Origin of the sequence: Xenorhabdus innexi, from assembly GCF_002632485.1 — a bacterium.
Taxonomy (GTDB): domain Bacteria; phylum Pseudomonadota; class Gammaproteobacteria; order Enterobacterales; family Enterobacteriaceae; genus Xenorhabdus; species Xenorhabdus innexi.
In genome coordinates this window covers 1-23376 of record NZ_NIBU01000008.1, presented here as the reverse complement: position 1 = coordinate 23376, position 23376 = coordinate 1, and the positions used below count along the sequence as shown (strand labels likewise).

Genomic DNA, 23376 nt, shown 5'->3' with positions numbered 1-23376 from the left:
TGAAAAAGGAAGCAGAAACAGTCAGCCCGGAAATGCGGAGCCGTATTAAAAAAGAACTGGAAAAAATAGAGAAAAAATATGGTGTACGAGTATTGTACGCCTGTGAATCGGGTAGCCGTGGGTGGGGTTTTGCCTCACCGGACAGCGATTACGATGTGCGGTTTATTTATGTTCACCCTGTGGATTGGTATCTCAAAGTGGAAGCGGGTCGGGATGTTATTGAACTGCCAATCAGTGATGAATTGGATATCAGCGGTTGGGAGCTACGTAAGGCCTTAAAACTCATGAAGCAGGCAAACCCGGCATTGATGGAGTGGCTGGATTCACCAGTTATTTATCATGCTAACGCGGCTGCAACTAATGGGCTTAAAACGATGGTGCCACATTTTTTCTCGGATATGAAAGCGCGTTATCACTATCTTTCTATGGCAAAGAAAAACTTCCGGGGTTATTTGCAGGGTGAAGAAGTCCGGTTAAAAAAATATTTCTATGTATTACGGCCATTACTGGCGGTACGTTGGATTGAGATGGGCAAAGGGGTACCACCGATAGATTTTGAAACGCTGGTGGCTGGTACAGTTTATGATCATCAATTAAAAGCAGAAATTACAGACCTGTTACGGATTAAACGCTCTGCAAATGAGGCAGAATACGGTGCGCGTAAACCGACAGTGCACGCCTTTATTGAATCAGAACTGGATCAGACACTGATACGTTGTGAGCTTAAGGATAATCGTGAGCGTAATCAGGAATTGCTTGATAGTTATTTGAATCGTTGGGTAATGAAAAATAGATAAAAAATGCTGATTTCATCAGGTGGAGAATGGCGTTTGGTTGACAAAGGCGGTTTCTGTCGAATATATCAGTATTAAATAAAAATGAAGCCAATTACGCCCGCTTATCTATGGAGATAAAAATGACAGTTCTGGATTCTCTGCTGGCATTCATGGTTGCTGCCACATTATTAACATTAACACCCGGTCTGGATACAGCTTTGATTTTAAGAACCGCCGCCGCAGAAGGTGGTAGGAAAGCTTTTCAGGCAGCTCTTGGGATTGATGCAGGATGCTTTATCTGGGGAGCGATGGTGGCATTTGGTTTGGGGGCGCTGATTGCGGTGTCTGAGCTGGCATTTAATATTCTGAAATGGTGCGGGGCACTGTATTTATGCTGGTTGGGAGTCCAGATGATCCTGCGCCCTAACTCCGAGCTTGGTGGCGAAAACACTTCTTCGGTTAAAACGTCGAACTGGTTTATCAAAGGCATGTTGGGAAACGTATTAAATCCAAAGATGGGCGTATTTTATGTCTCTTTCTTACCTCAGTTTATTCCTCAGGGGCATTCGCCGATAGTCTGGACATTTGGCTTAGTCGCCATTCATGTCGTACTGGGTACGATATGGTCATTAGCGCTGATTTATGCTACCCGCCCGCTTTCCCATATCTTACGCCGAGGGAATGTCATTAAATGGATGAACCGGGCGACAGGAGGGTTATTTCTGTTTTTTGCGTTTAATCTGGCGTTAAGTCGGCGGTGAGTGATAGAAGATGGCTACTTGTTTTTGTGAAACTGTAAGCGGTGCTTAAGTGCACCGCATAAGGCTTTAATCATAAATCCAGTTCCTGTACCAATGTTGCTACCATCACTGCTTTAATGGTGTGCATGCGGTTTTCTGCCTGATCAAAAACAATACTGTGTTTTGATTCAAAAACTTCATTGGTTACTTCCAGACCACCAGACAAATTGAATTCTTCCGCAATTTGTTTACCCAGAATGGTTTCTTCATCATGAAATGCCGGGAGACAGTGCAGGAATTTCACATCTGGGTTTTTCGTCATTTTTATAATATCCATATTAACCTGATAAGGAGCTAATAATTTAATGCGCTCCTGCCAGACGTTTTTCGGTTCACCCATTGAGACCCAGACATCGGTGTAAAGGAAATCCACATCCTGTACGCCAGTGGCAATATCTTCCGTCAGTGTGATTTTTCCGCCAGTCGCTATTGCCTGTGCTTGGCATTCATTAACCAATTGTGCATCCGGCCAGCAGGTTTTTGGCGCAACCAGCCGCACATCCAGCCCCGTCAATGCAGCCGCTTCCAGCAATGTATTACCCATGTTATTACGGGCATCGCCCAGATAGGCCAGTTTCATTTCGGTGAATGGCTTTTTACTGTGTTCCTGCATGGTCAGCAGATCGGCTAATAGCTGAGTTGGATGGAATTCATCCGTCAGGCCATTCCAGACGGGAACACCGGCATATTTTGCCAGTGTATCGACGATTGTCTGCCCATAACCACGGTACTGAATACCATCATACAAACGCCCGAGAACCCTTGCTGTATCCCTGATCGACTCTTTATGCCCAATCTGGCTGCCGCTGGGGCCTAAATAGGTGACATTTGCCCCTTGATCATGTGCTGCAACCTCAAATGCACAGCGTGTGCGGGTGGAATCTTTCTCAAAAATCAGGGCGATATTCTTTCCTACCAGTAGAGGAATTTCTTTACCTGATTTTTTATTCGTTTTTAATTCCGTAGACAAGGATAAGAAAATTTCAATTTCCTCAGGCTTATAGTCAAGTAATCTCAGAAAGTGGCAGTGGAAAAATGGATTCATGCGGCATTATCCCTACAAGATGGAAATGAATTAATATGCAATATATATCAATAAAAAATCTTATTGCAAGTGCTGTAGTGTGTATTGAAGATTTAAGAAGAGCCAGCAGAATTGTGATTCGGTACTTAAGGCCTGTACTTTTGGTTTAACAACATGGGATAGCTATATCCTTTGTAAGTAAAAGATGGGAGAATGCGGAACAGGATAGCCAACTGACAGGGGGATTGGCATGGCAGACCCACATGCACTGGAAGAACAGCGTGAAGAAACTCGCTTGATCATCGAAGAGTTATTGGAAGATGGCAGTGATCCTGATGCGCTTTATATCATTGAACACCATTTTTCAGCAGAAGACTTTGATCTTCTGGAAAAAGCGGCTGTTGAAGCATTTAAACTTGGTTATGAAGTAACAGATGCAGAAGAGCTGGAAACAGAAGATCGCGTTATTTTGATGTGCTGCGACGTGATTAGTGAAAGCCGTCTGGATGCTGATCTGATCATTGTACAGGTTGAGCAGTTGATGGATCTGGCTGAGAAAATTGGTGTGAATTATGATGGCTGGGGGACTTATTTTGAAGACCCTAATGCGCCAGATGATGAAGATGATGAAGATGATATAGGCGATCTCTTCCCTGAAGAAGATGAACCCAGATTACACTGAGTTTTTTCAATCGCATTTGCCCCACGGTTCACGCGGGGCATATTATTATGGCCTTACAACTCCCTGACCATTCTGACCTCACAATCACTGTGTCCGGTATTACCCAGTGGTGCATCAAGGTAACTGAATCCCAGTTTTTCATACAGAGCGATAGCTGCTTTCAGGTTTTCTGTTGTTTCTAAATAACAGCGAGTGAAGCCCTGTTCTGCTCCGAATTCCAGAGATTGCCTGACGATTTGCTTGGCAACGCCCATGCCCCGTAATGCTGATGAAAGATACATTTTTTGCAGCTCGCAGGTATTATGATCACCACCTGTTAGTGGGGCAACGCCTCCGCCTCCGACGACCTTTCCCGCCATTTCAACAACCCAGTACGCACTGCGGGGCTGACTATAAACTTCGTAGAGAGTATCCAGAATAGGGTCAGCAACGGCGAATCCTTTATCAGCCGTTAAACCATGTTCGGCGGATACCTCGCGAATAATGGCTGCAATATCTGGGTTATCTTGTTGAGTAATGAGGCGGATGACGTAGTTAGGTGTTGTGTTTTTAATCATTGTTTTCTCATTATGTCTTTTTATTTTTGGGTACGGGTTAAAAATTTTGCCAAGCGCTTGAGATAATAATCTGGTAACAGTATGGATTAATTCGATAAATTTACCGAAGATATCGTAAACAGTTGTAAGATTTAATTCAATGCCAACCCAAAAGTGTGATATCTGGTGATAAAGTTATTTTGCTTTATCCATTTTTAATCAATGTGTTGAAGTTAAACTGCTATACATATCCTGATTTAGATTAAAGTCAATTCATTTCCATGAAGGTGACTGATTATTAAAGTTATTATCTTATTTTGTTAAATATTGAAAATTTAGCCATGAAAAAATGACAAAAGTACCATATCGGTACTATACTATATAGATATAGTAACCTTGGTTGTAATGTTGTCCCTATCTGGTTTTTGTTAACTTATTATCTAAATGATGTTTTCTATATTTTTAATGGATCTTATTTAATTGATATTAAATTTTCTTTTGTTTTATGTTTATTGCTTCATACGTAAATGTATTATTTTTATCACTAATTATGATACTCATTCTTGATGTTAAAATAATAAATTTTTAATTAGGGGTTAATATGAAGTTATTTAATGGTATTTCTTGTTTATTTGCATGTGGTATTTTAGTGACCTGCGGTATAGCAGAAGCGATTTCATATAATCAAGTAGGAAATTCACAACCTAATAATAATTATAAGCATCCTCCTAATATTCAGTTTGGAAAGAGTTGTGTACAGGGTAAGCCATATAAGGGCTATATTCTTTCTGTAGCGACTGGATATGATAGGGAAGATCCATATCGCATAGGGGTCAGTGTTGCTAAGGATGCAAAATCTAATGAGTTTTACTGGATAAAATATACAGATAATACTCTTTTAGGTAAGGCTTTTCTGAGTAATGCCCTTTATGCTGCTTCTTCCGGGCAAAAAATATATGCTCAATGTGAGCACACTGATAATGAGATTAGTACATTATGGATTGGTCCGGATGCTTGGTAACAATAAATATATATACACTTCATCTTTTAGCTGCCTCTTTGTTGGCTACGGTTACATAGTTAATCTATGCTCCCGGGGATTTGTTCCCTTGCCGGCGCGATGCAACTTGAAATCCATTGTGTATAAGATCAATTATGATAAGAATCGGATTATATCCGACACTTTGCAAAAGATAATGCAATTGAAGGATATAATCTGATTAATCAGTTAATTATTTATTTCGAAATATCAATACCGAAATATTTCTCGGAAATGCGGGCATAAGTTCCGTCATCTTTCATGCCTTGTAATGCTTTATTAATAGCTTCTACCAATTCAGGATCACCTTTGCGCAATAAAACGGCTGATTTGCTGGCATCAGTCTGTTGAGCGACAATTTTAACGGGCGCATTCGGGCGCTGATTTTTGAAATCCAAAAATGACAGGCGATCATTCAATGTGGCATCTGCCCGACCGGTGGCAACCAAATCAATGGATTGGTTAAAGCCATCTGTGCTAACCAGTGTCGCGCCATAAGATATTGCTAATTGCCCGTAATTGCTGGTCAGAGATTGTGCAGAGCGCTTTCCTTTTAGGTCATCAAAAGATTTAATGCTGTTATTATTATCCCGTGTGATAAGTGCTACCTGAGAGACAGTATAAGGGATCGAAAAGCTGAATTTGGCCTCTCGCGCAGGAGTAATGCCTACCTGATTAATAACGGCGTCAAAGCGTTTGGCATCCAGACCTGCAATCAAACCATCCCATTTCACTTCCGTAAACTCTGGTTTAACATCCATCCGGCGTGCAATTTCTCTGGCGATATCGACATCAAAGCCAGTTAATTTATTGGTCGCATCATGGTAGGTAAATGGAGGATATGTCCCTTCTGTACCAACTTTAAATACGCCAGAGGCTTTTATGGCATCAAAATCTTTACCGGCATAGCTGGGAGCAGTGATTGCAAGGGTAACGGCACCAGCCAGCAGCAATTTTAAGAATACTTTCATTATGTTCTCCGAATTGTTTAACTAAAAATGTTGTGGCTCGCTATATTTGCCAGTCCGGTAAAGTTTCTGTCAGCGTTGAAACAAACTCGACGGTGCGCTGGTGATCCGGGCGGGTAAACATATGTTTGGCGCTTCCCGATTCGATAATCTCCCCAAACTCGAGAAAGATAACATCATGGGCAAGATTAGCGGCCAGACGCAGATCGTGCGTTGCCATTAACATTGTTGTTCCTTCATCTGCCAGTTGTTTCAGTACTGAGACGACTTCTTTCGATAGTTCAGGATCAAGTGCTGAAGTTGGTTCGTCACATAATAATACTTTTGGTGATGGAGCCATCGCTCTGGCGATTGCAACCCGCTGCTGTTGACCACCGGATAATGTGGTTGGCCATACATCTGCTTTATGGGACATATCGACTTTTTCCAGTAACTCCATAGCCCGCTCTCTGGCACGTTCACGAGGCCATTTCTGTACCCAAATCAGCCCTTCCATGATGTTCTCAATCACAGTGAGATGGGGGAAAAGCTGGAAATTCTGGAATACCATTCCGGTTTGCAGACTAAAGCGCTGGATCTCTTTATGGGAAAGCCGCTCTTTGCCGGTAAAAGTGATTTTTTCTTTACCCAGCATCAATTGACCAGCCTGTGGAATTTCCAGCAGATTAATGCAGCGTAACAGGGTGCTTTTCCCACTGCCGGAAGGCCCGATAAGGGCAGTCAGACTACCTTCCTTTATGGTCAGGTTAATGTTTTTCAGCACCTTTTGTCCGTCGAAACTTTTTTCAATGTTAGAGAGCTGAATCATTTTTGACTTCCTTATTATTGCCGTTTTTAGCGTATTGCTGGGAGAACTTGTTTTCCAGACGGGTTTGCAGTGCTGATAACAGCGAACTCAGGAGCAGATAAAGGATAGCTGCTTCGGTGTACAGGATCAGAGGCTGGTATGTCACAGCAGCGATGCGCTGAGCGGCCAGAAACATTTCCGGTACGGTAATGACAGAAGCCAGTGAGGTATCTTTTACCAGAGAAATAAAGGTATTTGACAGCGGCGGAATAGACACTCTTGCTGCTTGTGGCAGTATGATACGACGAAGGGATTGCCACCAACTCATACCAATAGAGTGGGAAGCCTCCCATTGCCCTTTAGGAACCGAATTAAGGGCTGCCCGGATCACTTCTGAAGTGTAAGCACCGACATTCAGAGTAAAGCCAATCACGGCAGAGGTGAATGCTTCAAGAGTAATGCCGATGCTGGGCAGCGCATAAAATATCAGAAACAGTTGCACCAATAATGGTGTTCCGCGGATCAGCCAGACATAAAAACGCACGACTGCAACCAATGGTTTAGGTCCGTAAAGCCTTATCAGAGCTACGATAAACCCCAGCGTAAGGCCAAGGGCAAATGTGATCAGCGTCAGGGGAATGGTGAATGTCAGACCCGCGTAAATCATCGGCCAAAGAGAATCCAGTGCTAAGCTGAGCCAGGATGGTGTCATATATCGTTCCTAAAAAAGTATTTATTTTTTATAAGTTTGTTTTAATGATGATATGGCAATAAGAGAACATCGTTATATACAATAAAGTTATAGCTTAGAACTGATACGCTCGCTGTCTTTCGCGTTGGCTCTTGAAATCCTAGTGTATAAGTGAGGACATAAAATACTTATCCCAGATGCGCTGATAAGTGCCGTCAGCGTTGATCTCCGTAATCGCTTTATCAACTGCGGCCTTTAGCTCGGTATCGTTTTTGCGCAGGAGCACGGCAGTCTGTGCCGCATTAGTATCGGCTGCTACAATTTTTACCGGTGCTTCCGGGCGGTGTTTTTTATAGTCGAGATAAGACAGCTTATCGTTGATGGTTGCATCTGCACGCCCCGTACTGACAAGCTCAATTTCCTGATTAAAACCATTGGTGCCGATAATTTCTGCACCGTGTTGGCGGGCAATCTGGGCAAAGTTATTGGTTAAAGTATGGGCAGAGGTTCTGCCTTTTAAATCATTAAACGTTTTAATGGTATTGTTATCGGTTTTGGTAATCAGGACTGCTTCTGAAATTACATAGGGCAGGGAAAAAATATATTTTTTCTGGCGTTCGGGAGTAATGGCAATCTGGTTCATAACCGCATCTGAGCGCCCGGCATCCAGACCTGCAATCAGCCCATCCCATTTACCCTCAATAAATTCAGGTTCTACTTTCATTCGCCGGGCAATTTCACGGCCGATTTCCACATCAAACCCGGTTAATTTCCCTGAAGTGTCGTGATAACTGAATGGCGCATAAGCGCCTTCTGTTCCTATTTTAAATACACCCGAAGATTGGATCTTATTCAGAGTCGATTCTGCATAAGTTAAGTGTGTAAAGCAAAGTTGGATAATTCCAGCCAATAATATCTTGTGTAGAGTTTTCATTTTACCTTCTTTAATAGTGAGAGTTATTTTCAAACCATGATACATGACGGTTTTTTTAGTCCCAATCATTTATATATAATATGAAATTATATGTTGTATTTTAATTTCCATATGGGAATATACGGATAAAATTAATAGTTTATACCTGTTCTTGTAACTAATGTTGATTAATTCCATTTTTTGACAGTAGAGAAATAATTTTAAAAAAACACAATTTATTTTTAATTTGTTTATCTGGTTGATTTTTATGGACTTTGTTTTGGCTGTTTAAATGTTCAATTAATATTAAAGAAAAAGAATTAAATACGTATATAGCATTAATAATAATTGTTCTCAACTAGGTGGTATCAAAAACATTGAAGCACCATTTTTTTTAATGTAATGTTTTTTCATGTCGTGATTTTAGATATGAATTTATTGATATTAAAAGTTGGTGCTCAATGCAAAACTCCTTATTCAGAAAAGGAATGTTAGATTCATTACCTGTCTGTATCTCTTTTTTCCTCATTTTTGCATCTGTAGGTGCTCTGTATCAAAATAAAGGAATCTCATTAATAGAGACAATGGTAGGGTCTGTATTCACTTTTGCTGCACCTTTGCAGGTTGCTGTAATTAATTATCTTGCTGATGGCGCATTTTTATCAGTGATAATATTAACCCTGATCATTAACTTTCGTTTCTTTCTGATGTCGATGGTGATGTCACAGTATTTTCAGGGCATTCCGAAAAGCCAGGTAGTTGTGTCAATGTTGGCATTCAGCGCCAGTACATACACTGTAACTCACGCTCATTTAGTCTCGGAGAAGATCCCTGAAGGAAAAGCACAGTTTAATTATTATCTGGGTGTATCCATCCCTAGTTTTATTATTGCTGTCTTTGCGACACTATTGGGGTATGTATCCTCAGGCTACCTGAATTATGATTCAATCTCTCTTTTTCTGGTGATGTTAATTCCGATCCATTTTTCGTCTCTTACCGCTAAACGGGCCGGAAAAGATTTGTCCGTTTTTGCTACGTTGATTGGGGGATTATGTGCGCCATTTATAAATGAATTAAATATTCAGCTTATGGATATAGCGATACCCATTATGGTTGGAATGTGCATCGCATTTTATGAATTAAAAATTAAAAAGAGAGTCTGAATATGATTATGATATTGTTGATGGGAGCAATAAGTTACCTTCTGAGGGTGATACCATTCTTAATGGGTAACAAAAAAATCAAAAAAGATGGGTTTCTGATTACATCTTTAGATTATTCAGTCTGTTTCATACTTGGAAGTATTATTGTAAATATCTCTCTTGGTAATATAAAGATTAGCGAGTTAATTAATCATTTTGAAATTAATTATGCTCTTGCAATTATTACTGTTTTAACCGCTTATTTTATCAGTAAACACACAGGCTCTATATTGAAGAGCTTAATTATATCATCTGTTTTATTTACATTAATATCATGGTGGGTGAATGAAAAAAATATGTTTTTTTGATACAACATTGAGAGATGGTGAGCAGGGGATTGGGTATTTACTCTCGAATGAAAAAAAGTTGAAGTTGTTACCACGTTTAATTGATTTAGGTGTTGATACTATAGAAATTGGCATGGTAACAGATGAGAATAGCGAAAGATTTTTTTATGAAGCTGCATCATCTAATATAAACTTCAAAGATACCTATATTGCTTCTTTATGCCGATTAAAACCAGATGATATTAAAAGAACAATTTTAGCTTTAAGCCGATTTAAAAAAACTAAATTAAACTTGCTGTGTGTTGGTTCAGAAATACATATCAGAAAAAAGTTTGACTCCACCAAAGACAGTATATTATTAATGCTGAAAGACTCTTTGGAATATATAGCTAATAGTGATTATACAGGTAAAATATCAGCTATTTTAGAAGACTCATCAAGGGGAAGCTTCGACCTTTTAGAAGAGAAAATTGAGTTATTGGCATCTTATCATGTCAATGATATCTGCTTTGCAGATACAACAGGCTGTGCCACACCACTATATATAAGTAATCTTATTAGCTATTTTAAAAATAAGTTTCCAAATATACGGCTTTCTGTACATTGTCACAATGACTTAGGGTTGGCAGTTGCTAACTCAATCAGTGCAATGGATGCCGGAGCCGATGAAGTACAGGTGACATTGGGAGGTGTCGGAGAGCGCTGTGGTAATGCTTCATTTGAAGAAATCATGGCAATTCTCTCTTATAGAAGTGAATACAAAAATAGGTTTAAAGCAGATATTGATATGAAAGATCTCATTGACCTATGTAATTTTTATTATGAAATCATAAATAAACTGCCTCATCCGAATAAACCCTTATTAGGTGAGTATGCATTTTCAACCTGTGCAGGTATTCATCAAAATGGGATTAAGAAATTCCCTGAGACTTACGAATTTATCAATCCTGATACATTAGGGTTGGAAAGAAAATTTTATTTTAACAGACTATCAAGCAGTAAAATTTCTCAGCAAGATATTTAATAGGAATAGTTATGCATTTTTCTCAAAACAGTTTTTCTCAGCACCGTTTTTCTCAAAACATAGGTTTTTCAACAAACATTTTTGAAAATCCGGCAGATATAGATATTTTGGTTGAACAATTAAGTAAAGATTTTAAGAGAATTGAAATTGAGTTTGAAAAAGAACTAAGAGATTTAATTGATTATCATCCTGAGAAATGGAATGAGAAAGTTACTGTATTAAATAAGTTAAAAGAAGATAATGGTCTTTATTATTCTGTCCATGCGCCTTATATCGGTATAAAAACAGATATTGCGAATGGTGAAGAGTTGGACAGGATTATTGCTGTTGATTATCTTGAATCGTTCATTTATGAAGCGAAGAAAATTGGTGCTGAGTATATTACTATTCATCCCGGTTATCTGGAGTTTGATGATAATGGGATATCTGATTTTGACTTTCAGCAGTTGTCTAAATCTATCGAGAAATTATCCGCAGTTGCAAAAGAAAATGGTATGACAATCCTGCTGGAAAATACCGGAAGTGATAGAGAAAAGTATATTGTGCTAAGTCATGAGCAACATGAAATTTTATGCCATCAGTATGGTGTTTTCCTGACGTTGGATATCGTGCATTTTGAATCATTTATGCATAAAAACAGTACCAGAGAATATAATGAAACATTAAAAAGAATTCTTCCCTACATCAAAAATGCACACTTCAATGATGTGCTGAATGGTGAACATGTTCACTTACCGCTAGATGAAGGCAACTTTGATTACCACAAAGTATTATCCTATATGGTGAGTGAAGGCTATCAAGGGAATTTTATTATTGAAGAATCAGGCGGTGGTTTTTCACCTGAAGAGTTTATTGCCGCAGGGAAGAAATATGTTGAATGCCTGAATAGTATGGAATGATTTTAATTGTAATATGAAACATACTGTTAGAATTAATAAAGCTGAGATCGAATTCTTTTCTGATGAAAACCTGACTATATTAGAACAGGCTGAGCTTAACGGACACTCTTTAAAAAATGGTTGTCGGTTGGGAGCCTGCCGGGTCTGTAAGTTAAAATTATTATCCGGTGATGTAGAATATACGGTCGGAAATAAAATTGGATTAACAAAAAAAGAATTAGATGACAATTACTTTTTGCCATGTTGCGCTATTGCCAAAAGCAATATTGTTTGTGAGGCGGATGGTGATAATAATGTTATTTCAAATGCCAAAGAAGGGGCTGTTATATGTGACATAAAAAGATCCCCCGGAATTACGGTTATAAGATTCAACTTATCAAAAAGATCTAAGATGAATTTTACTCCGGGGCAATATATTGGGATAGAAGTCCCCAATGGAAAATACCGGTATTATTCTATTGCTAATATTCCGAAAGATGATGGATATGTTGAGATTCATGTCGCTAAGAATAAAAATGGTGTTTTTTCAGACCTGATTTGTGAAAAACTTACAGTCAATGATGTATTGTGGATATACGGGCCTTATGGTGACTTTATTTCTGGCTATCATGAGGAAGAGAGGGATATTGTTTTTGTTGCGACAGGAACAGGGTTTGCTCCGATAAAATCCATAATAGAATCTGGTATGTTCAATGAGCGAAATATTCATCTTTTTTGGGGAGGAAGGCGAAAGGCCGATCACTATTTTTCTGAGATTGTCGATAATTGGCAAAATACACTGGGAAATTTCCATTTCCATATGGCGTTATCACGGTCAGATGAAGAAGTTTGTTCTGGTATCCATTATGGATATGTGCAGGATATTTTTAAAAAAGAAATTGGCCTGAAGGATGAAATAGAAGTCTATATGTGTGGCTCTCCCAATATGATTAATGATATGTCTGAGTTATTAAAAGAGAATTATCAACTGCATGAAGATTATATTCATGTTGATGTATTCTATCCGAATAGTTGACAGGCAAAAAAAGCCACTACATTTTTTGTAGTGGCTTAATGTTATTCAGAAGATATTACAGGGCGGCAATAGTCTCTTTTTGTGCCAGTAATTTTTCTTTAGCAGCGTTGTTTGTCGCCAGACGCTCACGTTCTTTGGCAACAACGGCTTCTGGTGCTCGGCTGACAAACCCTTCATTGGACAGTTTGACTTCGATGCCACTGATTTCTTTATCCAGTTTCTCGATTTCTTTATCCAGACGCGCCAGTTCGGCATCCTTATCTACCAGACCAGCCATCGGGATCAGAACTTCTGCTCCGTCAATCAGTTTGGTCACAGAAACAGGTGCTTCTTCTCCTGTTGCCAGAACGGTAACAGAGGAAAGACGGCCCATTGCCTGAATGAAGGTAAGGTTTTCAGCTACACGGCGTTGCGCATCGCCATTTGCATCCCGCAGCATAACCTCCAGTGGCTTGCTTGGTGCGATGTTCATTTCTGCACGGATATTACGTACCGCAATGATCGCTTCTTTAATCCACTCCAGATCGTTAAGCGCCAGCTCATCAACCTTCGCCTGATCGAACTCAGGGAAAGATTGCAGCATGATGGTATCCGCATCAATACCTTTAACGACTTTCACGCGTTGCCAGATGGTTTCGGTGATGAATGGAATGATTGGATGAGCCAGACGCAACAGACCTTCCAGCACTTCAATCAGAGTATGACGCGCTGCGCGGACTTCTGCTTCAGTACCTTTATTGATCGCTGGTTTGGACAGTTCCAGATACCAGTCACAGAATTGGTTCCATGTGAATTCGTAAAGAATATTGGCAGCGATGTCGAAACGGTAAGTATCCAGCGCTTCGCGGTAGGCTTTTACTGTCTGGTTGAACTCCGCCAGAATCCAGCGATCTGCCAGTGACAGTGACATTTCACCACCATTCTGACCACAATCCTGTCCTTCGGTGTTCATCAGCACGAAACGGCTGGCGTTCCAAAGTTTATTACAGAAGTTGCGATAACCCTGTAGGCGCTTCATATCCCAGTTAATATCACGACCGGTAGAAGCCAGAGCCGCCAGGGTGAAACGCAGGGCGTCAGTGCCGTGGGCTTCAATGCCTTCCGGGAACTGTTTTTCAGTACGCTTGCGGATTTTCTCAGCCATTTGTGGCTGCATCATATTACCGGTGCGTTTTTCCAGCAGAGTTTCCAGCGGAATACCATCAATCATATCCAGCGGGTCGATAACGTTCCCTTTGGATTTAGACATTTTCTGGCCTTCTTCATCGCGGATAAGACCCGTCATATAGACCGTCTTGAATGGTACCTGAGGCTTGCCATTTTCATCTTTGATGAAGTGCATGGTCATCATGATCATGCGGGCAATCCAGAAGAAGATGATATCGAAGCCACTGACCAGCACGTCTGTCGGATGGAACGTTTTCAGGGCTTCAGTCTGCTCAGGCCAGCCGAGAGTGGAGAATGTCCACAGACCGGAAGAGAACCAGGTATCCAGTACATCATCATCCTGAGTCAGCGTAATATCTGCACCCAGATTGTTTTCGCGACGGACTTCTTCTTCATCACGACCAACATAGACATTGCCTTCTGCGTCATACCATGCAGGAATGCGGTGGCCCCACCACAATTGACGGGAAATACACCAGTCCTGAATATCACGCATCCAAGAGTAGTACATGTTCTCGTACTGTTTTGGTACGAACTGGATATCGCCATTTTCAACGGCTTCAATCGCCACTTTTGCCAGTGGAGCCGTGCGGACATACCACTGGTCAGTCAGCATTGGTTCGATAACTACACCGCCGCGATCACCATAAGGAACAGTCAGATCATGAGGTTTGATTTCTACCAGAAGCTCCAGTTTCTCGAATTCAGCAACGATAGCTTTACGGGCAGCAAAACGCTCCATGCCACGATATTCAGCGGGGATCTCTGTTGGGTAAGCGTCAGAGGCTTCACCATTGGTATTGAATACTTCTGCGGCTTCGCGGATATCACCATCGAGTGTCAAGATATTGATCATCGGCAGGCTGTGACGCTTACCAACTTCATAGTCATTGAAATCGTGCGCCGGAGTGATTTTCACACAGCCGGTGCCTTTTTCCATATCGGCGTGTTCATCGCCGACAATAGGAATACGACGGTTGACGAGCGGCAGAATGATTTCTTTGCCAATCAAATCTTTATAACGCGGGTCTTCCGGGTTAACGGCAACACCGGTATCTCCCAGCATTGTTTCCGGGCGGGTTGTGGCAACAATCAGGTAATCTTTGCCTTCGGCTGTTTTCGCACCGTCAGCTAATGGGTAACGCAGATACCACATTGAACCTTTTACTTCGCGGTTTTCAACTTCGATATCAGAAATTGCAGTGCGTAGTTTCGGGTCCCAGTTAACCAGACGCTTGCCACGATAAATCAGGTCATCCTGATACATGCGAACGAAGGCTTCTTTAACGGCTTTTGATAACCCCTCATCCATGGTGAAGCGTTCACGCTCCCAATCCACAGAGTTACCCAGACGGCGCATCTGGTTAGTGATTGTGCCACCGGATTCCGCTTTCCATTGCCAAATCTTGTCAATAAAGGCATCGCGGCCATAATCGTAGCGGGTTTTGTTTTCTTCTGCTGCGATTTTGCGCTCAACAACCATTTGTGTTGCGATACCGGCGTGGTCAGTACCGACCTGCCACAGGGTGTTTTTGCCCTGCATACGCTGATAACGCACCATCGTATCCATGATAGTCTGCTGGAAGGCGTGCCCCATATGCAGGCTGCCGGTTACATTTGGTGGCGGAATGACGATGCAGAAGCTTTCACGGCTGGTATCATCATTCGGCTTGAAATAACCACTTTTTTCCCAGTGATTGTAAAGAGGTTGCTCTATCTCTGTCGGATTATACGTTTTATCGAGAGATGGCTCAGATTGCGTTTTAGTAGCGGGTGTCTTTTCCATTTTATCTTGATATTTAATAGGTTGGCGGGGTTGCCATGGTCAAATTAAAGCCGACGCTACGATAGGATTTATATCGTTCGCGAGCTAACTGTTTCAGATTTTCATCAATAGGGACGAAGTCTACCACTTCATGGAAAGCTGTGGCAAAGTCTGCAAAATGAGGAAGCAGTGTTATCAGAATATCACGGGGAGCATTGCCTCTTTTCTGCGGCCAGCACAATTCTACAGGGGCACCATAGCGGGGGCCTTCTCCTGCAAGGTTGTGTGGCACAAACTGACTCGGCTCTCGCTGCCATAGGGCTTCATCCAGCGTCTCGGCCTGCTGCTGGCTTTCACAAGCAATCAGAACCCGCTTCCCTGCACGCCATTGGTCAGCGGCAAGCTGACATGCCAGCCATTCATGTGGCTGTAAATCATCTGAAGACGATGATTTTTCCGGTAACATTTTTTCCAATAAATAGAAAGTGGCGTTTTTCATAGTCTCATGATTATCGAAAATAGGTTACAGAAAAATGTAAATGATAGGTAAGGTAAAGGAAAAAGGGTATTGCTGCCGCAATACCCTTCTCTTTAATACCTTTTTTATAGCCATCATCTTTCAGGTTATAGCCCGAAATCTGTTGGGTATACGCTATGTTTTTACGCAAACAGTTTATGCAAAAAACAATAGCGATGTGGTATTAATCATCAGCATTAAGACCTGCACGATTTAACAGGAATTGTGCTAATAGTGCAACCGGACGACCTGTTGCTCCTTTGGTTTTACCTGCACGCCATGCCGTACCGGCGATATCCAGATGTGCCCAATTGTATTTGGTTGTATAGCGAGCGAGGAAAGCACCGGCTGTAATTGCACCGCCGAGGCGCCCGCATGCGTTCACCATATCCGCAAAATTGGACTCCAACTGTTCGCTGAATTCGTCACCTAACGGCAGACGCCATGCACGATCACCTGCCTGTTCTGACGCATTCAGCAGTTCATGTGCCAAAGGGTTATGATTGGACATCAAACCGGTGTAATGACTGCCCAGTGCGATCATACATGCACCTGTCAGCGTGGCAACATCAATAACCAGCTCTGGTTCGAAACGTTCAACATAAGTCAGTGCATCGCACAGCACCAGACGACCTTCCGCATCGGTATTGGTGACTTCAACGGTCTGACCAGACATGGTTGTCAAAATATCACCGGGGCGATAGGCACGGCCACCGGGCATATTTTCGCATCCGGCCAGAACGCCGATGACATTGATGGGTAATTGCAGCTCTGCAACAATGCGCATAGCGCCATAAACAGAAGCTGCGCCACCCATGTCGAATTTCATATCTTCCATGCCGTCGGCTGGTTTGAGAGAAATACCACCGGAATCGAAAGTCAGCCCTTTGCCCACTAATACGATAGGTTTCGTATTAGGGTCTTTACTGCCTTTATATTCGATTACTGACATCAGAGACTCGTTCTGAGAGCCCTGACCTACCGCCAGATAAGCATTCATGCCCAGCTCTTTCATCTGTTCTTCACCAATAACTTTGGTAACCAGATTGTCAGCGCTGTCAGCAAGCTGGCGTGCCTGTGATGCAAGGTACGCTGCATTACAGATATTCGGCGGCATATTAACCAGATCTCTTGTCGCCTTAATTCCGGCGGCGATAGCAAGACCATGCTGGATGGCACGCTCACCGCTGGTCAGCTCGCGTCGGGTTGGTACATTGAAGACCATCTTACGCAGAGGGCGACGCAGTTCATTTTTGCTGCTCTTTAGTTGATCAAAGACGTACAGTGATTCTTTTGCTGTCTCGACCGCCTGACGTACTTTCCAATAGTTATTACGCCCTTTGACGTGTAACTCAGTCAGGAAACAGACAGCTTCCATTGAACCGGTTTCATTGAGGGTGCTGATGGTTTTCTGGATAATCTGCTTATACTGGCGCTCATCCAGTTCACGCTCTTTTCCGCAACCAACCAGCAGAATGCGCTCAGACAGCACATTGGGAACATGATGCAGCAGCAGGGTCTGACCCACTTTGCCTTCAAGTTCACCGCGGCGCAGTAAGGCACTGATATAACCGTTACTTATTTTGTCAAGTTGTTCTGCGATAGGGGAAAGACGGCGTGGTTCAAATACGCCGACAATAATGCACGCACTGCGTTGTTTCTCCGGGCTACCGCTTTTTACACTAAACTCCATGCGTTCTCCTGAATCTTAAAGACAAAGACAGATACAATCGCTAAAATACCATGTTCCGCATTAAATCATCCCAAATAAAGTTCTCTGTTATGTTAAGCTGAGCATATTAATTTTAGATACTTAGCCAACGATAAGTATGCTCTAATAAGAACAAATATAGGGAATGCTTTGGTATCATTTTAGCTACGGGGAAGCCAAACTGATTCATATAAATGGTAGATATACGACGAAGTTAGCGACTTTCCTGCAAAAAGACAAGTTTTCACAGGCGTAATAAGCGTGATCATCATTAGATATCTGGTACGGGAAACCCTGAAAAGTCAAATCGCAATACTTTTCATCTTATTGCTGATCTTTTTCAGTCAGAAATTAGTTGAGGTATTGGGCGCGGCGGTGGAAGGTAATATTCCCGCAAATTTAGTTTTATCTTTGTTAGGGTTAGGTGTGCCGGAGATGGCGCAGCTCATTTTGCCCCTGAGTCTGTTTCTCGGGGTGTTAATGACATTTAGCAAACTCTATACGGAAAGCGAAATTACCGTCATGCATGCCTGCGGTTTGGGTAAAAGCGTGTTGGTAAAATCCGCCCTCATTCTGGCTCTGTTCACTGCAATGCTGGCAGCCGCCAACGTTATCTGGTTCACTCCGTGGTCATCCAAATATCAGGAACAAGTGCTGGCAGATGCGAAAGCAAACCCGAGCCTTGCTGCAATCATGGAAGGGCAGTTTAAACCTTCCAGAGATGGCAATATGGTGCTGTATATCGGTAACGTCAAAGGAAATAATTTTGAGAATGTTTTCCTTGCCCAGCTTCGCCCGACTCAAAATCAGCGGCCCTCGATAGTTCTCGCTGATGGCGGGCATATGGAAGAGTTATCCAACGGAAATCAGGTTGCGGTACTTCATGAAGGAACACGTTACGAAGGAACAGCCTTGTTACGTGATTTCCGCATTACTGACTTTAAAGACTACCGGGCAGTTATCGGGCACAGAAGCCCTGAGGTAGACAGCGGTAAAGTTGAACAAAAATCAATGGATCAGTTGTGGCATAGCAATGATAACGATTCCCGCGCTGAACTCCACTGGCGTCTGACCCTGATTGTTTCAGTCCTGATTATGGCACTGATGGTTGTTCCGCTCAGTGCGGTTAACCCGCGGCAGGGGCGCGTAATCAGTATGCTGCCAGCCATGTTGCTCTATCTGATTTTCTTCCTGCTGCAAAGTTCCCTGCGCTCCAATGGCAGTAAGGGTAAACTTGATCCTATGGTCTGGATGTGGCTGGTTAACTGTGTCTATTTTGCTCTGGCGCTGGTGCTCAACGTATGGGATACCACTGCGATGCGTAAACTGCGTTCACGCTTTAAGACTCAAGGAGCGGCCTGATGTTTGGTGTATTAGATAGATATATCGGGCGGACAATCCTGCAAACCATTCTGATGACACTGTTCACTCTGGTGTCGTTGTCCGGCATTATTAAATTTGTCGATCAGCTGCGCAAAGTCGGGCAGGGGGAATATACTGCCCTTTCTGCCGGTATTTATACCTTGCTGAGTGTTCCTAAAGATATCCAGATTTTCTTCCCGATGGCTGCTTTGCTGGGCGCACTTTTGGGGTTAGGGGCGTTGGCAACCCGCAGTGAGCTTGTGGTAATGCAGGCTTCTGGGTTTACCCGTCTTCAGGTTGCCGGTTCGGTAATGAAAACGGCTATCCCGCTGGTTTTGCTGACAATGGTGATTGGTGAGTGGGTAGCGCCACAAGGGGAACAAATCGCCCGTAACTTCCGTTCACAAAAGATGTATGGTGGTTCTTTGATGTCTACCAGCAAAGGGCTTTGGGCAAAAGATGGTAATGATTTTGTCTACATTCAGAGTGTTGGGAAGGATAATTCCCTGAACGGCATCAGTATCTATCATGTTGATAAAAACAAGAAACTTCAGTCAGTACAGTATGCGGCATCTGCGGTATATGATGCTGAAAACTCACGCTGGAAATTATCTCAGGTGGAAGAATCCAATTTAAGTCAGTTTGGCCGGATTACGGGTTCGCAGCATATTTCTGCTGACTGGGAAAGCAGATTAACACCCGAAAAACTGGGCGTTGTTTCTCTTGAGCCTACAGCGCTTTCCATTCGTGGTCTGCATCAATACATCACTTACCTGAAACAGAGTCAGCAGGATGCCGGACGCTACGAGCTTAACATGTGGAAAAAGGTCTTCGCTCCGTTATCTGTGGCGGTCATGATGCTGATGGCACTTTCCTTTATCTTCGGCCCGTTGCGTAGTGTTCCGATGGGGTTCCGGGTCGTGGTCGGGATCAGCTCAGGTTTTGTTTTCTATGTCCTCAATGAGATATTCGGCCCGCTCAGTCTGGTTTATAGCATGCCACCGGTATTGGGCGCGTTGTTGCCAAGTCTGCTGTTCTTTGTGGTGAGTGTTTACTTGCTTTTGCGTAGAAAATAACAATAACTTTTTGATAAATAATCCATTTTATTTTAATCGCCTCTACTTTGAATGGTAGAGGCGATTTTTTTAATTCTTTGAATAATAAAAATATTCATTACTGGTAAATAAATTAATTTACTTTTGTTACTAATTGTTTACTATAAATTCACTACTTTTTGATGACACTTCAACCACGATCTTTACCCATAACTTAATTATTAACTTTTATTTTTTGGTTAAATAATTACGCGGCTTTACTGAAAGCCAGTGAATATCATTAAGACACTAAATATTATAGTATTCCATTGAAATAAATATAGCTATTTCGTCGAGTCGCTAATGTGAGGTTTTTTGTATGAAATACCTTAAATTTTTCCCGGAAGGATTCTATCTTTTTGAAGATGTTCCACATAACGCAACTGGTGAACCTCGTTTAACTATAGTGGGGCATGGTGTAGAGTTTGAAATATTCGGTCATGCGATACCAACGGGACATTTGGGCACTCTAGGCCTAGGAGGCTCTTCATTTCAGATGGGGCCAAGAAAATTAGTATCTATCTTAAATCAATATGTTGGTAATGATCTTGGTAACTATAGGCATATTCGTCTGCTAATTTGCTATGCGGGAGATAAGTTATGGTATAGAGGCGGAATCTCTTTTGCAGGAAGATTTTCTCAATTACTACCTAACCCAGATCGAGTTATCGTCGAAGCTTATAAAGGAAAAGTAGTAATAAATACTGCTGATTATGATACGATAACGCGTGGGTTTGCTCATCATTATAAACAGGAAGGTAGGTTTGTGGCAGCTAATAGAAAAATATTTTTGGCAGCTTTGGAAAGGAAGCCTGTGAGATTTCTTAGATATGATGAAAGACCTAAAGACTTACTAACATCTGTATATCCCCATGATGTAAATCGAATGTTGTTCGGACTTAGCAGTCGGTTTGATAAGGGCTATGGTATAACTATAGATGAGATAAAAAGAAAGTTATGGGATTCATTCGTTAATATTGAAAAACGCTTTGATTCTTGTGAACCTGTTCAACTACCGTTTGTTCTTTCATCCAGAGTATTTTTTTGTAATGGGAAATCGAGCACAAATATCAATGATTTTCGTTAATTCTTATCCGATACAGCCTGAGTTTTAATGATGTGAACTCAGGCTGTTATTCTTTATCAGACTATTTTTTTACCAGTTCCATCACCGTTGGCTCTGGAGTTTGGTTGTGATTCTGTGCCAGAGCAGTAACCAGTTCATTAACCCCTTTAGTCACCTGATGAAACTTACTGTGTTCTTTACGCGTCATGACCACAAAGACCGCGATATTCTGTTCAGGGATCATCGCCATATAAGTATTGAACCCGCCACCACCACCGGTTTTCTGATAGATGCCCGGAATATCCTTCCTGCTGTTCATATAAACCCAGCCAAGCCCGATGCCATCGGCTTTTCCTGCTACATCCATTCCTTTGATTGAAGCCAGTTCAGCGCGTTTAAAATAAATGCCCTGTTCACGGCTGGCAGTCTGTTTTCTCAACTGATTGTGAGAGGACAAAAACTGTTGCATCCAGCGCTGCATATCGGCAGGGGTAGAATAAATGCCTCCGCTGCCTGCTGCGGCGATGGTATTGAGACAAGGGCTGGATTTTATCCCTTCCATTAACCGTGCACACTGGGCAGGGGTCGGTGTCAGAGTTGTATCTTTCATATGATAAGGAAGAGTGATTTCTTCTTGCAGAAGGCGGGAATAAGGTTCTCCCGTCGCTTTGGAAAGGGCATCTGCTAATAAATCGTAGGCCAGATTAGAATAAGAAGCAGTTGTGCCGGGAGCAGTCTCTAGCTCTGCATTTTTCAGCCAGTCCCATCGATTGGACTGAGTCGGCCAGATAAATACCGGACGTCCCCATTTCCCGCCGGGTTGCTCTCGGGGTAACCCACTGGTGTGGCTGGCCAGATGATATAACCGGATAGGCTGACCGAGACCGAAGTTTGGTATATGTACATTATGATAGGTGTATTTTTGCAATGGATCGGTGATTTTAATACGCTTTTGCTCTGCCAGCTTGATCATGACTTCACTGGTCATCAATTTGGTGATTGAGGCAATGCGAATTAAAGAGTTCTGGTTGGGTTTTATACCACTCCCCGGATAAGTTTCCCCAAAACTGTGATGCATAACCTGATTATTATCAATCACCACCATTGCCATACCTAGCGGATTGCCTTCACTAAAGATTGACTGGGCATACTTTCCCACCAATGCTGAAGCCATTTTCCTGTTTGCAGCATCGCCATCAAATACTTCCCATTTTGTCGGCTGTTTACTTGAGTTACTTGATTGCAACGTTTTGTTCTGGTGTGAATTCCCAGAAGCGGAACAGGCTGAAAGCGCTAATGATAGAGCGGAAATAACACAAAATTTATAGAGCCGTTTGTTCATATTCGGGTTAACCAATCAGGGAGCGTAACGCATGGGGGGAAGCCAAACCGTTATTTATTCTTCTTAAATATCGCAATAACGGCACCGATAACAAAACCCAGCAGAATACCTGCGAAAATCCAATTCATAAGCGTCATACTGATTTACCTCAATAACAGTGTTTTTATTTTGAATTATATAAGGTGTTTATAGGTTGTCTATTGGTGAAAAGAAGTTATAAAAGGTTGATTTATGTTACATAGAATAATACAGCCTTAAATTTGAGCGATTTTACATGAAAGTTATTGTGTTTGCTTTTTTTTTCGTCACTTGAACGAAATTGGAAGGATAAATGTTGCGAATGGTCTTCTGGCAAGTATAATGACTCTCGTTTTCCGACCCCTTTCAGTGCCGAAGTGGCGAAATCGGTAGACGCAGTTGATTCAAAATCAACCGCCTTCGGGTGTGCCGGTTCGAGTCCGGCCTTCGGCACCATTAGCAAGTTTCTCAACGTCCATTCAAGTCTACAAATTCCCTGAAAACCCCAATAAATCAAGACACTTCGTTATCCTGACGTCCATTGTAGTCCGTTGCAATCAACATGCAGCAAGGGGCATAATTAGGGGCACCTCATAGACAGGATCTTAAGCAATAACCGTTTATTTTTAGATAGAAAAAAGGCTTCATTTATGATCTGATAATCGTCGCCAAACAATAAATCAAAACCACG

Annotated in this window: 22 protein-coding genes and 1 tRNA gene; 13 read left to right on the top strand and 10 right to left on the bottom strand. The window is 42.1% G+C overall.

The window, feature by feature from the left end; genetic code table 11:
* Window positions 1-32: 32 nt before the first annotated feature.
* Together Xinn_RS04775 and Xinn_RS04770 are read left to right on the top strand one after the other, a co-directional pair.
* The gene (locus Xinn_RS04775) at window positions 33-797 is read left to right on the top strand and encodes a nucleotidyltransferase domain-containing protein (RefSeq protein ID WP_086956560.1); all 765 of its coding nucleotides are present in this window, start codon (window positions 33-35) and stop codon (window positions 795-797) included.
* A 119-nt stretch (window positions 798-916) separates the two neighbouring features.
* Window positions 917-1537: a LysE family translocator gene (locus tag Xinn_RS04770; RefSeq protein WP_086955180.1), complete on the top strand. Its 621-nt coding sequence runs from the start codon at window positions 917-919 to the stop codon at window positions 1535-1537.
* Window positions 1538-1607: 70 nt separating this feature from the next.
* Here Xinn_RS04770 and argF read toward each other — a convergent pair whose 3' ends face one another.
* Complete coding sequence (gene argF, locus Xinn_RS04765; protein ID WP_086955181.1) at window positions 1608-2621, bottom strand: ornithine carbamoyltransferase; 1014 nt, start codon at window positions 2619-2621, stop codon at window positions 1608-1610.
* A 229-nt stretch (window positions 2622-2850) separates the two neighbouring features.
* Between argF and rraB the strand changes: the two genes are divergently transcribed.
* On the top strand, window positions 2851-3282 hold the full coding sequence (gene rraB, locus Xinn_RS04760; protein ID WP_086955182.1) for a ribonuclease E inhibitor RraB: 432 nt from the start codon (window positions 2851-2853) through the stop codon (window positions 3280-3282).
* A 53-nt stretch (window positions 3283-3335) separates the two neighbouring features.
* Here rraB and Xinn_RS04755 read toward each other — a convergent pair whose 3' ends face one another.
* A complete protein-coding gene (locus Xinn_RS04755; RefSeq protein WP_086955183.1) occupies window positions 3336-3839 on the bottom strand; it encodes a GNAT family N-acetyltransferase in 504 nt (167 codons plus the stop codon).
* Between the two features lie 580 nt (window positions 3840-4419).
* Between Xinn_RS04755 and Xinn_RS04750 the strand changes: the two genes are divergently transcribed.
* Window positions 4420-4839, top strand: a complete 420-nt coding sequence (locus Xinn_RS04750; protein WP_086955184.1) for a hypothetical protein — start codon at window positions 4420-4422, stop codon at window positions 4837-4839.
* A gap of 215 nt (window positions 4840-5054) precedes the next feature.
* Here Xinn_RS04750 and Xinn_RS04745 read toward each other — a convergent pair whose 3' ends face one another.
* The 4 genes from Xinn_RS04745 to Xinn_RS04730 all read right to left on the bottom strand — a co-directional run bounded on the left by Xinn_RS04745 (window position 5055) and on the right by Xinn_RS04730 (window position 8237).
* Complete coding sequence (locus tag Xinn_RS04745) at window positions 5055-5828, bottom strand: amino acid ABC transporter substrate-binding protein (protein ID WP_086955185.1); 774 nt, start codon at window positions 5826-5828, stop codon at window positions 5055-5057.
* A 40-nt stretch (window positions 5829-5868) separates the two neighbouring features.
* Window positions 5869-6633 carry an amino acid ABC transporter ATP-binding protein gene (locus tag Xinn_RS04740; protein WP_086955186.1) on the bottom strand — a complete coding sequence of 255 codons (765 nt, stop codon included), beginning with the start codon at window positions 6631-6633 and terminating at the stop codon, window positions 5869-5871.
* Complete coding sequence (locus tag Xinn_RS04735) at window positions 6617-7324, bottom strand: amino acid ABC transporter permease (RefSeq protein WP_086955187.1); 708 nt, start codon at window positions 7322-7324, stop codon at window positions 6617-6619. Before Xinn_RS04735 ends, Xinn_RS04740 begins: the two co-directional genes overlap by 17 nt.
* A gap of 139 nt (window positions 7325-7463) precedes the next feature.
* On the bottom strand, window positions 7464-8237 hold the full coding sequence (locus tag Xinn_RS04730) for an amino acid ABC transporter substrate-binding protein (RefSeq protein WP_086955188.1): 774 nt from the start codon (window positions 8235-8237) through the stop codon (window positions 7464-7466).
* Between the two features lie 467 nt (window positions 8238-8704).
* Between Xinn_RS04730 and Xinn_RS04725 the strand changes: the two genes are divergently transcribed.
* Genes Xinn_RS04725 through Xinn_RS04705 form a run of 5 tightly spaced genes read left to right on the top strand, consistent with a single transcriptional unit; the run spans window position 8705 to window position 12643 of the window.
* Window positions 8705-9379, top strand: a complete 675-nt coding sequence (locus Xinn_RS04725; RefSeq protein WP_169923526.1) for an AzlC family ABC transporter permease — start codon at window positions 8705-8707, stop codon at window positions 9377-9379.
* Between the two features lie 2 nt (window positions 9380-9381).
* The gene (locus Xinn_RS04720; RefSeq protein ID WP_086955190.1) at window positions 9382-9726 is read left to right on the top strand and encodes an AzlD domain-containing protein; all 345 of its coding nucleotides are present in this window, start codon (window positions 9382-9384) and stop codon (window positions 9724-9726) included.
* A complete protein-coding gene (locus Xinn_RS04715; protein ID WP_086955191.1) occupies window positions 9704-10729 on the top strand; it encodes a LeuA family protein in 1026 nt (341 codons plus the stop codon). Before Xinn_RS04720 ends, Xinn_RS04715 begins: the two co-directional genes overlap by 23 nt.
* Before the next feature lie 11 nt (window positions 10730-10740).
* Window positions 10741-11628 (top strand): sugar phosphate isomerase/epimerase family protein, encoded by an 888-nt coding sequence (locus Xinn_RS04710; RefSeq protein WP_086955192.1) that lies wholly within the window; start codon window positions 10741-10743, stop codon window positions 11626-11628.
* A 13-nt stretch (window positions 11629-11641) separates the two neighbouring features.
* Window positions 11642-12643 (top strand): FAD-binding oxidoreductase, encoded by a 1002-nt coding sequence (locus Xinn_RS04705; protein ID WP_086955193.1) that lies wholly within the window; start codon window positions 11642-11644, stop codon window positions 12641-12643.
* Between the two features lie 55 nt (window positions 12644-12698).
* On the opposite strand, the gene Xinn_RS04700 is transcribed toward Xinn_RS04705, so the two are convergent.
* From Xinn_RS04700 to pepA, 3 genes are all read right to left on the bottom strand, one after another.
* Window positions 12699-15596 (bottom strand): valine--tRNA ligase, encoded by a 2898-nt coding sequence (locus Xinn_RS04700; protein WP_086955194.1) that lies wholly within the window; start codon window positions 15594-15596, stop codon window positions 12699-12701.
* A 13-nt stretch (window positions 15597-15609) separates the two neighbouring features.
* Window positions 15610-16074, bottom strand: a complete 465-nt coding sequence (locus tag Xinn_RS04695) for a DNA polymerase III subunit chi (protein WP_086955195.1) — start codon at window positions 16072-16074, stop codon at window positions 15610-15612.
* A gap of 202 nt (window positions 16075-16276) precedes the next feature.
* Window positions 16277-17785, bottom strand: coding sequence for a leucyl aminopeptidase (pepA, locus tag Xinn_RS04690; protein ID WP_086955196.1), 1509 nt, complete (start codon window positions 17783-17785; stop codon window positions 16277-16279).
* Window positions 17786-18064: 279 nt separating this feature from the next.
* Here pepA and lptF point away from each other — a divergent pair, with 279 nt between their 5' ends.
* The 3 genes from lptF (at window position 18065) to Xinn_RS04675 (ending at window position 21346) form a co-directional block, all read left to right on the top strand.
* On the top strand, window positions 18065-19165 hold the full coding sequence (lptF, locus tag Xinn_RS04685; protein WP_086955197.1) for an LPS export ABC transporter permease LptF: 1101 nt from the start codon (window positions 18065-18067) through the stop codon (window positions 19163-19165).
* On the top strand, window positions 19165-20241 hold the full coding sequence (gene lptG / locus Xinn_RS04680) for an LPS export ABC transporter permease LptG (RefSeq protein WP_086955198.1): 1077 nt from the start codon (window positions 19165-19167) through the stop codon (window positions 20239-20241). The genes lptF and lptG overlap by 1 nt, the downstream gene beginning before the upstream one ends.
* Before the next feature lie 337 nt (window positions 20242-20578).
* Window positions 20579-21346: a hypothetical protein gene (locus Xinn_RS04675; RefSeq protein ID WP_086955199.1), complete on the top strand. Its 768-nt coding sequence runs from the start codon at window positions 20579-20581 to the stop codon at window positions 21344-21346.
* 61 nt (window positions 21347-21407) lie between these two features.
* On the opposite strand, the gene ampH is transcribed toward Xinn_RS04675, so the two are convergent.
* Window positions 21408-22667 (bottom strand): D-alanyl-D-alanine-carboxypeptidase/endopeptidase AmpH, encoded by a 1260-nt coding sequence (ampH, locus tag Xinn_RS04670; protein WP_086955200.1) that lies wholly within the window; start codon window positions 22665-22667, stop codon window positions 21408-21410.
* A gap of 389 nt (window positions 22668-23056) precedes the next feature.
* Here ampH and Xinn_RS04665 point away from each other — a divergent pair.
* A tRNA-Leu gene (locus tag Xinn_RS04665) sits at window positions 23057-23141 on the top strand.
* Window positions 23142-23376: the final 235 nt, after the last annotated feature.

Coding starts and splice junctions, on each gene's coding strand:
- Xinn_RS04775 (WP_086956560.1), top strand. CDS start 33: ATGCGGAGCCGTATTAAAAAAGAACTGGAAAAAATAGAGAAAAAATAT.
- Xinn_RS04770 (WP_086955180.1), top strand. CDS start 917: ATGACAGTTCTGGATTCTCTGCTGGCATTCATGGTTGCTGCCACATTA.
- argF (WP_086955181.1), bottom strand. CDS start 2,621: ATGAATCCATTTTTCCACTGCCACTTTCTGAGATTACTTGACTATAAG.
- rraB (WP_086955182.1), top strand. CDS start 2,851: ATGGCAGACCCACATGCACTGGAAGAACAGCGTGAAGAAACTCGCTTG.
- Xinn_RS04755 (WP_086955183.1), bottom strand. CDS start 3,839: ATGATTAAAAACACAACACCTAACTACGTCATCCGCCTCATTACTCAA.
- Xinn_RS04750 (WP_086955184.1), top strand. CDS start 4,420: ATGAAGTTATTTAATGGTATTTCTTGTTTATTTGCATGTGGTATTTTA.
- Xinn_RS04745 (WP_086955185.1), bottom strand. CDS start 5,828: ATGAAAGTATTCTTAAAATTGCTGCTGGCTGGTGCCGTTACCCTTGCA.
- Xinn_RS04740 (WP_086955186.1), bottom strand. CDS start 6,633: ATGATTCAGCTCTCTAACATTGAAAAAAGTTTCGACGGACAAAAGGTG.
- Xinn_RS04735 (WP_086955187.1), bottom strand. CDS start 7,324: ATGACACCATCCTGGCTCAGCTTAGCACTGGATTCTCTTTGGCCGATG.
- Xinn_RS04730 (WP_086955188.1), bottom strand. CDS start 8,237: ATGAAAACTCTACACAAGATATTATTGGCTGGAATTATCCAACTTTGC.
- Xinn_RS04725 (WP_169923526.1), top strand. CDS start 8,705: ATGTTAGATTCATTACCTGTCTGTATCTCTTTTTTCCTCATTTTTGCA.
- Xinn_RS04720 (WP_086955190.1), top strand. CDS start 9,382: ATGATTATGATATTGTTGATGGGAGCAATAAGTTACCTTCTGAGGGTG.
- Xinn_RS04715 (WP_086955191.1), top strand. CDS start 9,704: ATGAAAAAAATATGTTTTTTTGATACAACATTGAGAGATGGTGAGCAG.
- Xinn_RS04710 (WP_086955192.1), top strand. CDS start 10,741: ATGCATTTTTCTCAAAACAGTTTTTCTCAGCACCGTTTTTCTCAAAAC.
- Xinn_RS04705 (WP_086955193.1), top strand. CDS start 11,642: ATGAAACATACTGTTAGAATTAATAAAGCTGAGATCGAATTCTTTTCT.
- Xinn_RS04700 (WP_086955194.1), bottom strand. CDS start 15,596: ATGGAAAAGACACCCGCTACTAAAACGCAATCTGAGCCATCTCTCGAT.
- Xinn_RS04695 (WP_086955195.1), bottom strand. CDS start 16,074: ATGAAAAACGCCACTTTCTATTTATTGGAAAAAATGTTACCGGAAAAA.
- pepA (WP_086955196.1), bottom strand. CDS start 17,785: ATGGAGTTTAGTGTAAAAAGCGGTAGCCCGGAGAAACAACGCAGTGCG.
- lptG (WP_086955198.1), top strand. CDS start 19,165: ATGTTTGGTGTATTAGATAGATATATCGGGCGGACAATCCTGCAAACC.
- Xinn_RS04675 (WP_086955199.1), top strand. CDS start 20,579: ATGAAATACCTTAAATTTTTCCCGGAAGGATTCTATCTTTTTGAAGAT.
- ampH (WP_086955200.1), bottom strand. CDS start 22,667: ATGAACAAACGGCTCTATAAATTTTGTGTTATTTCCGCTCTATCATTA.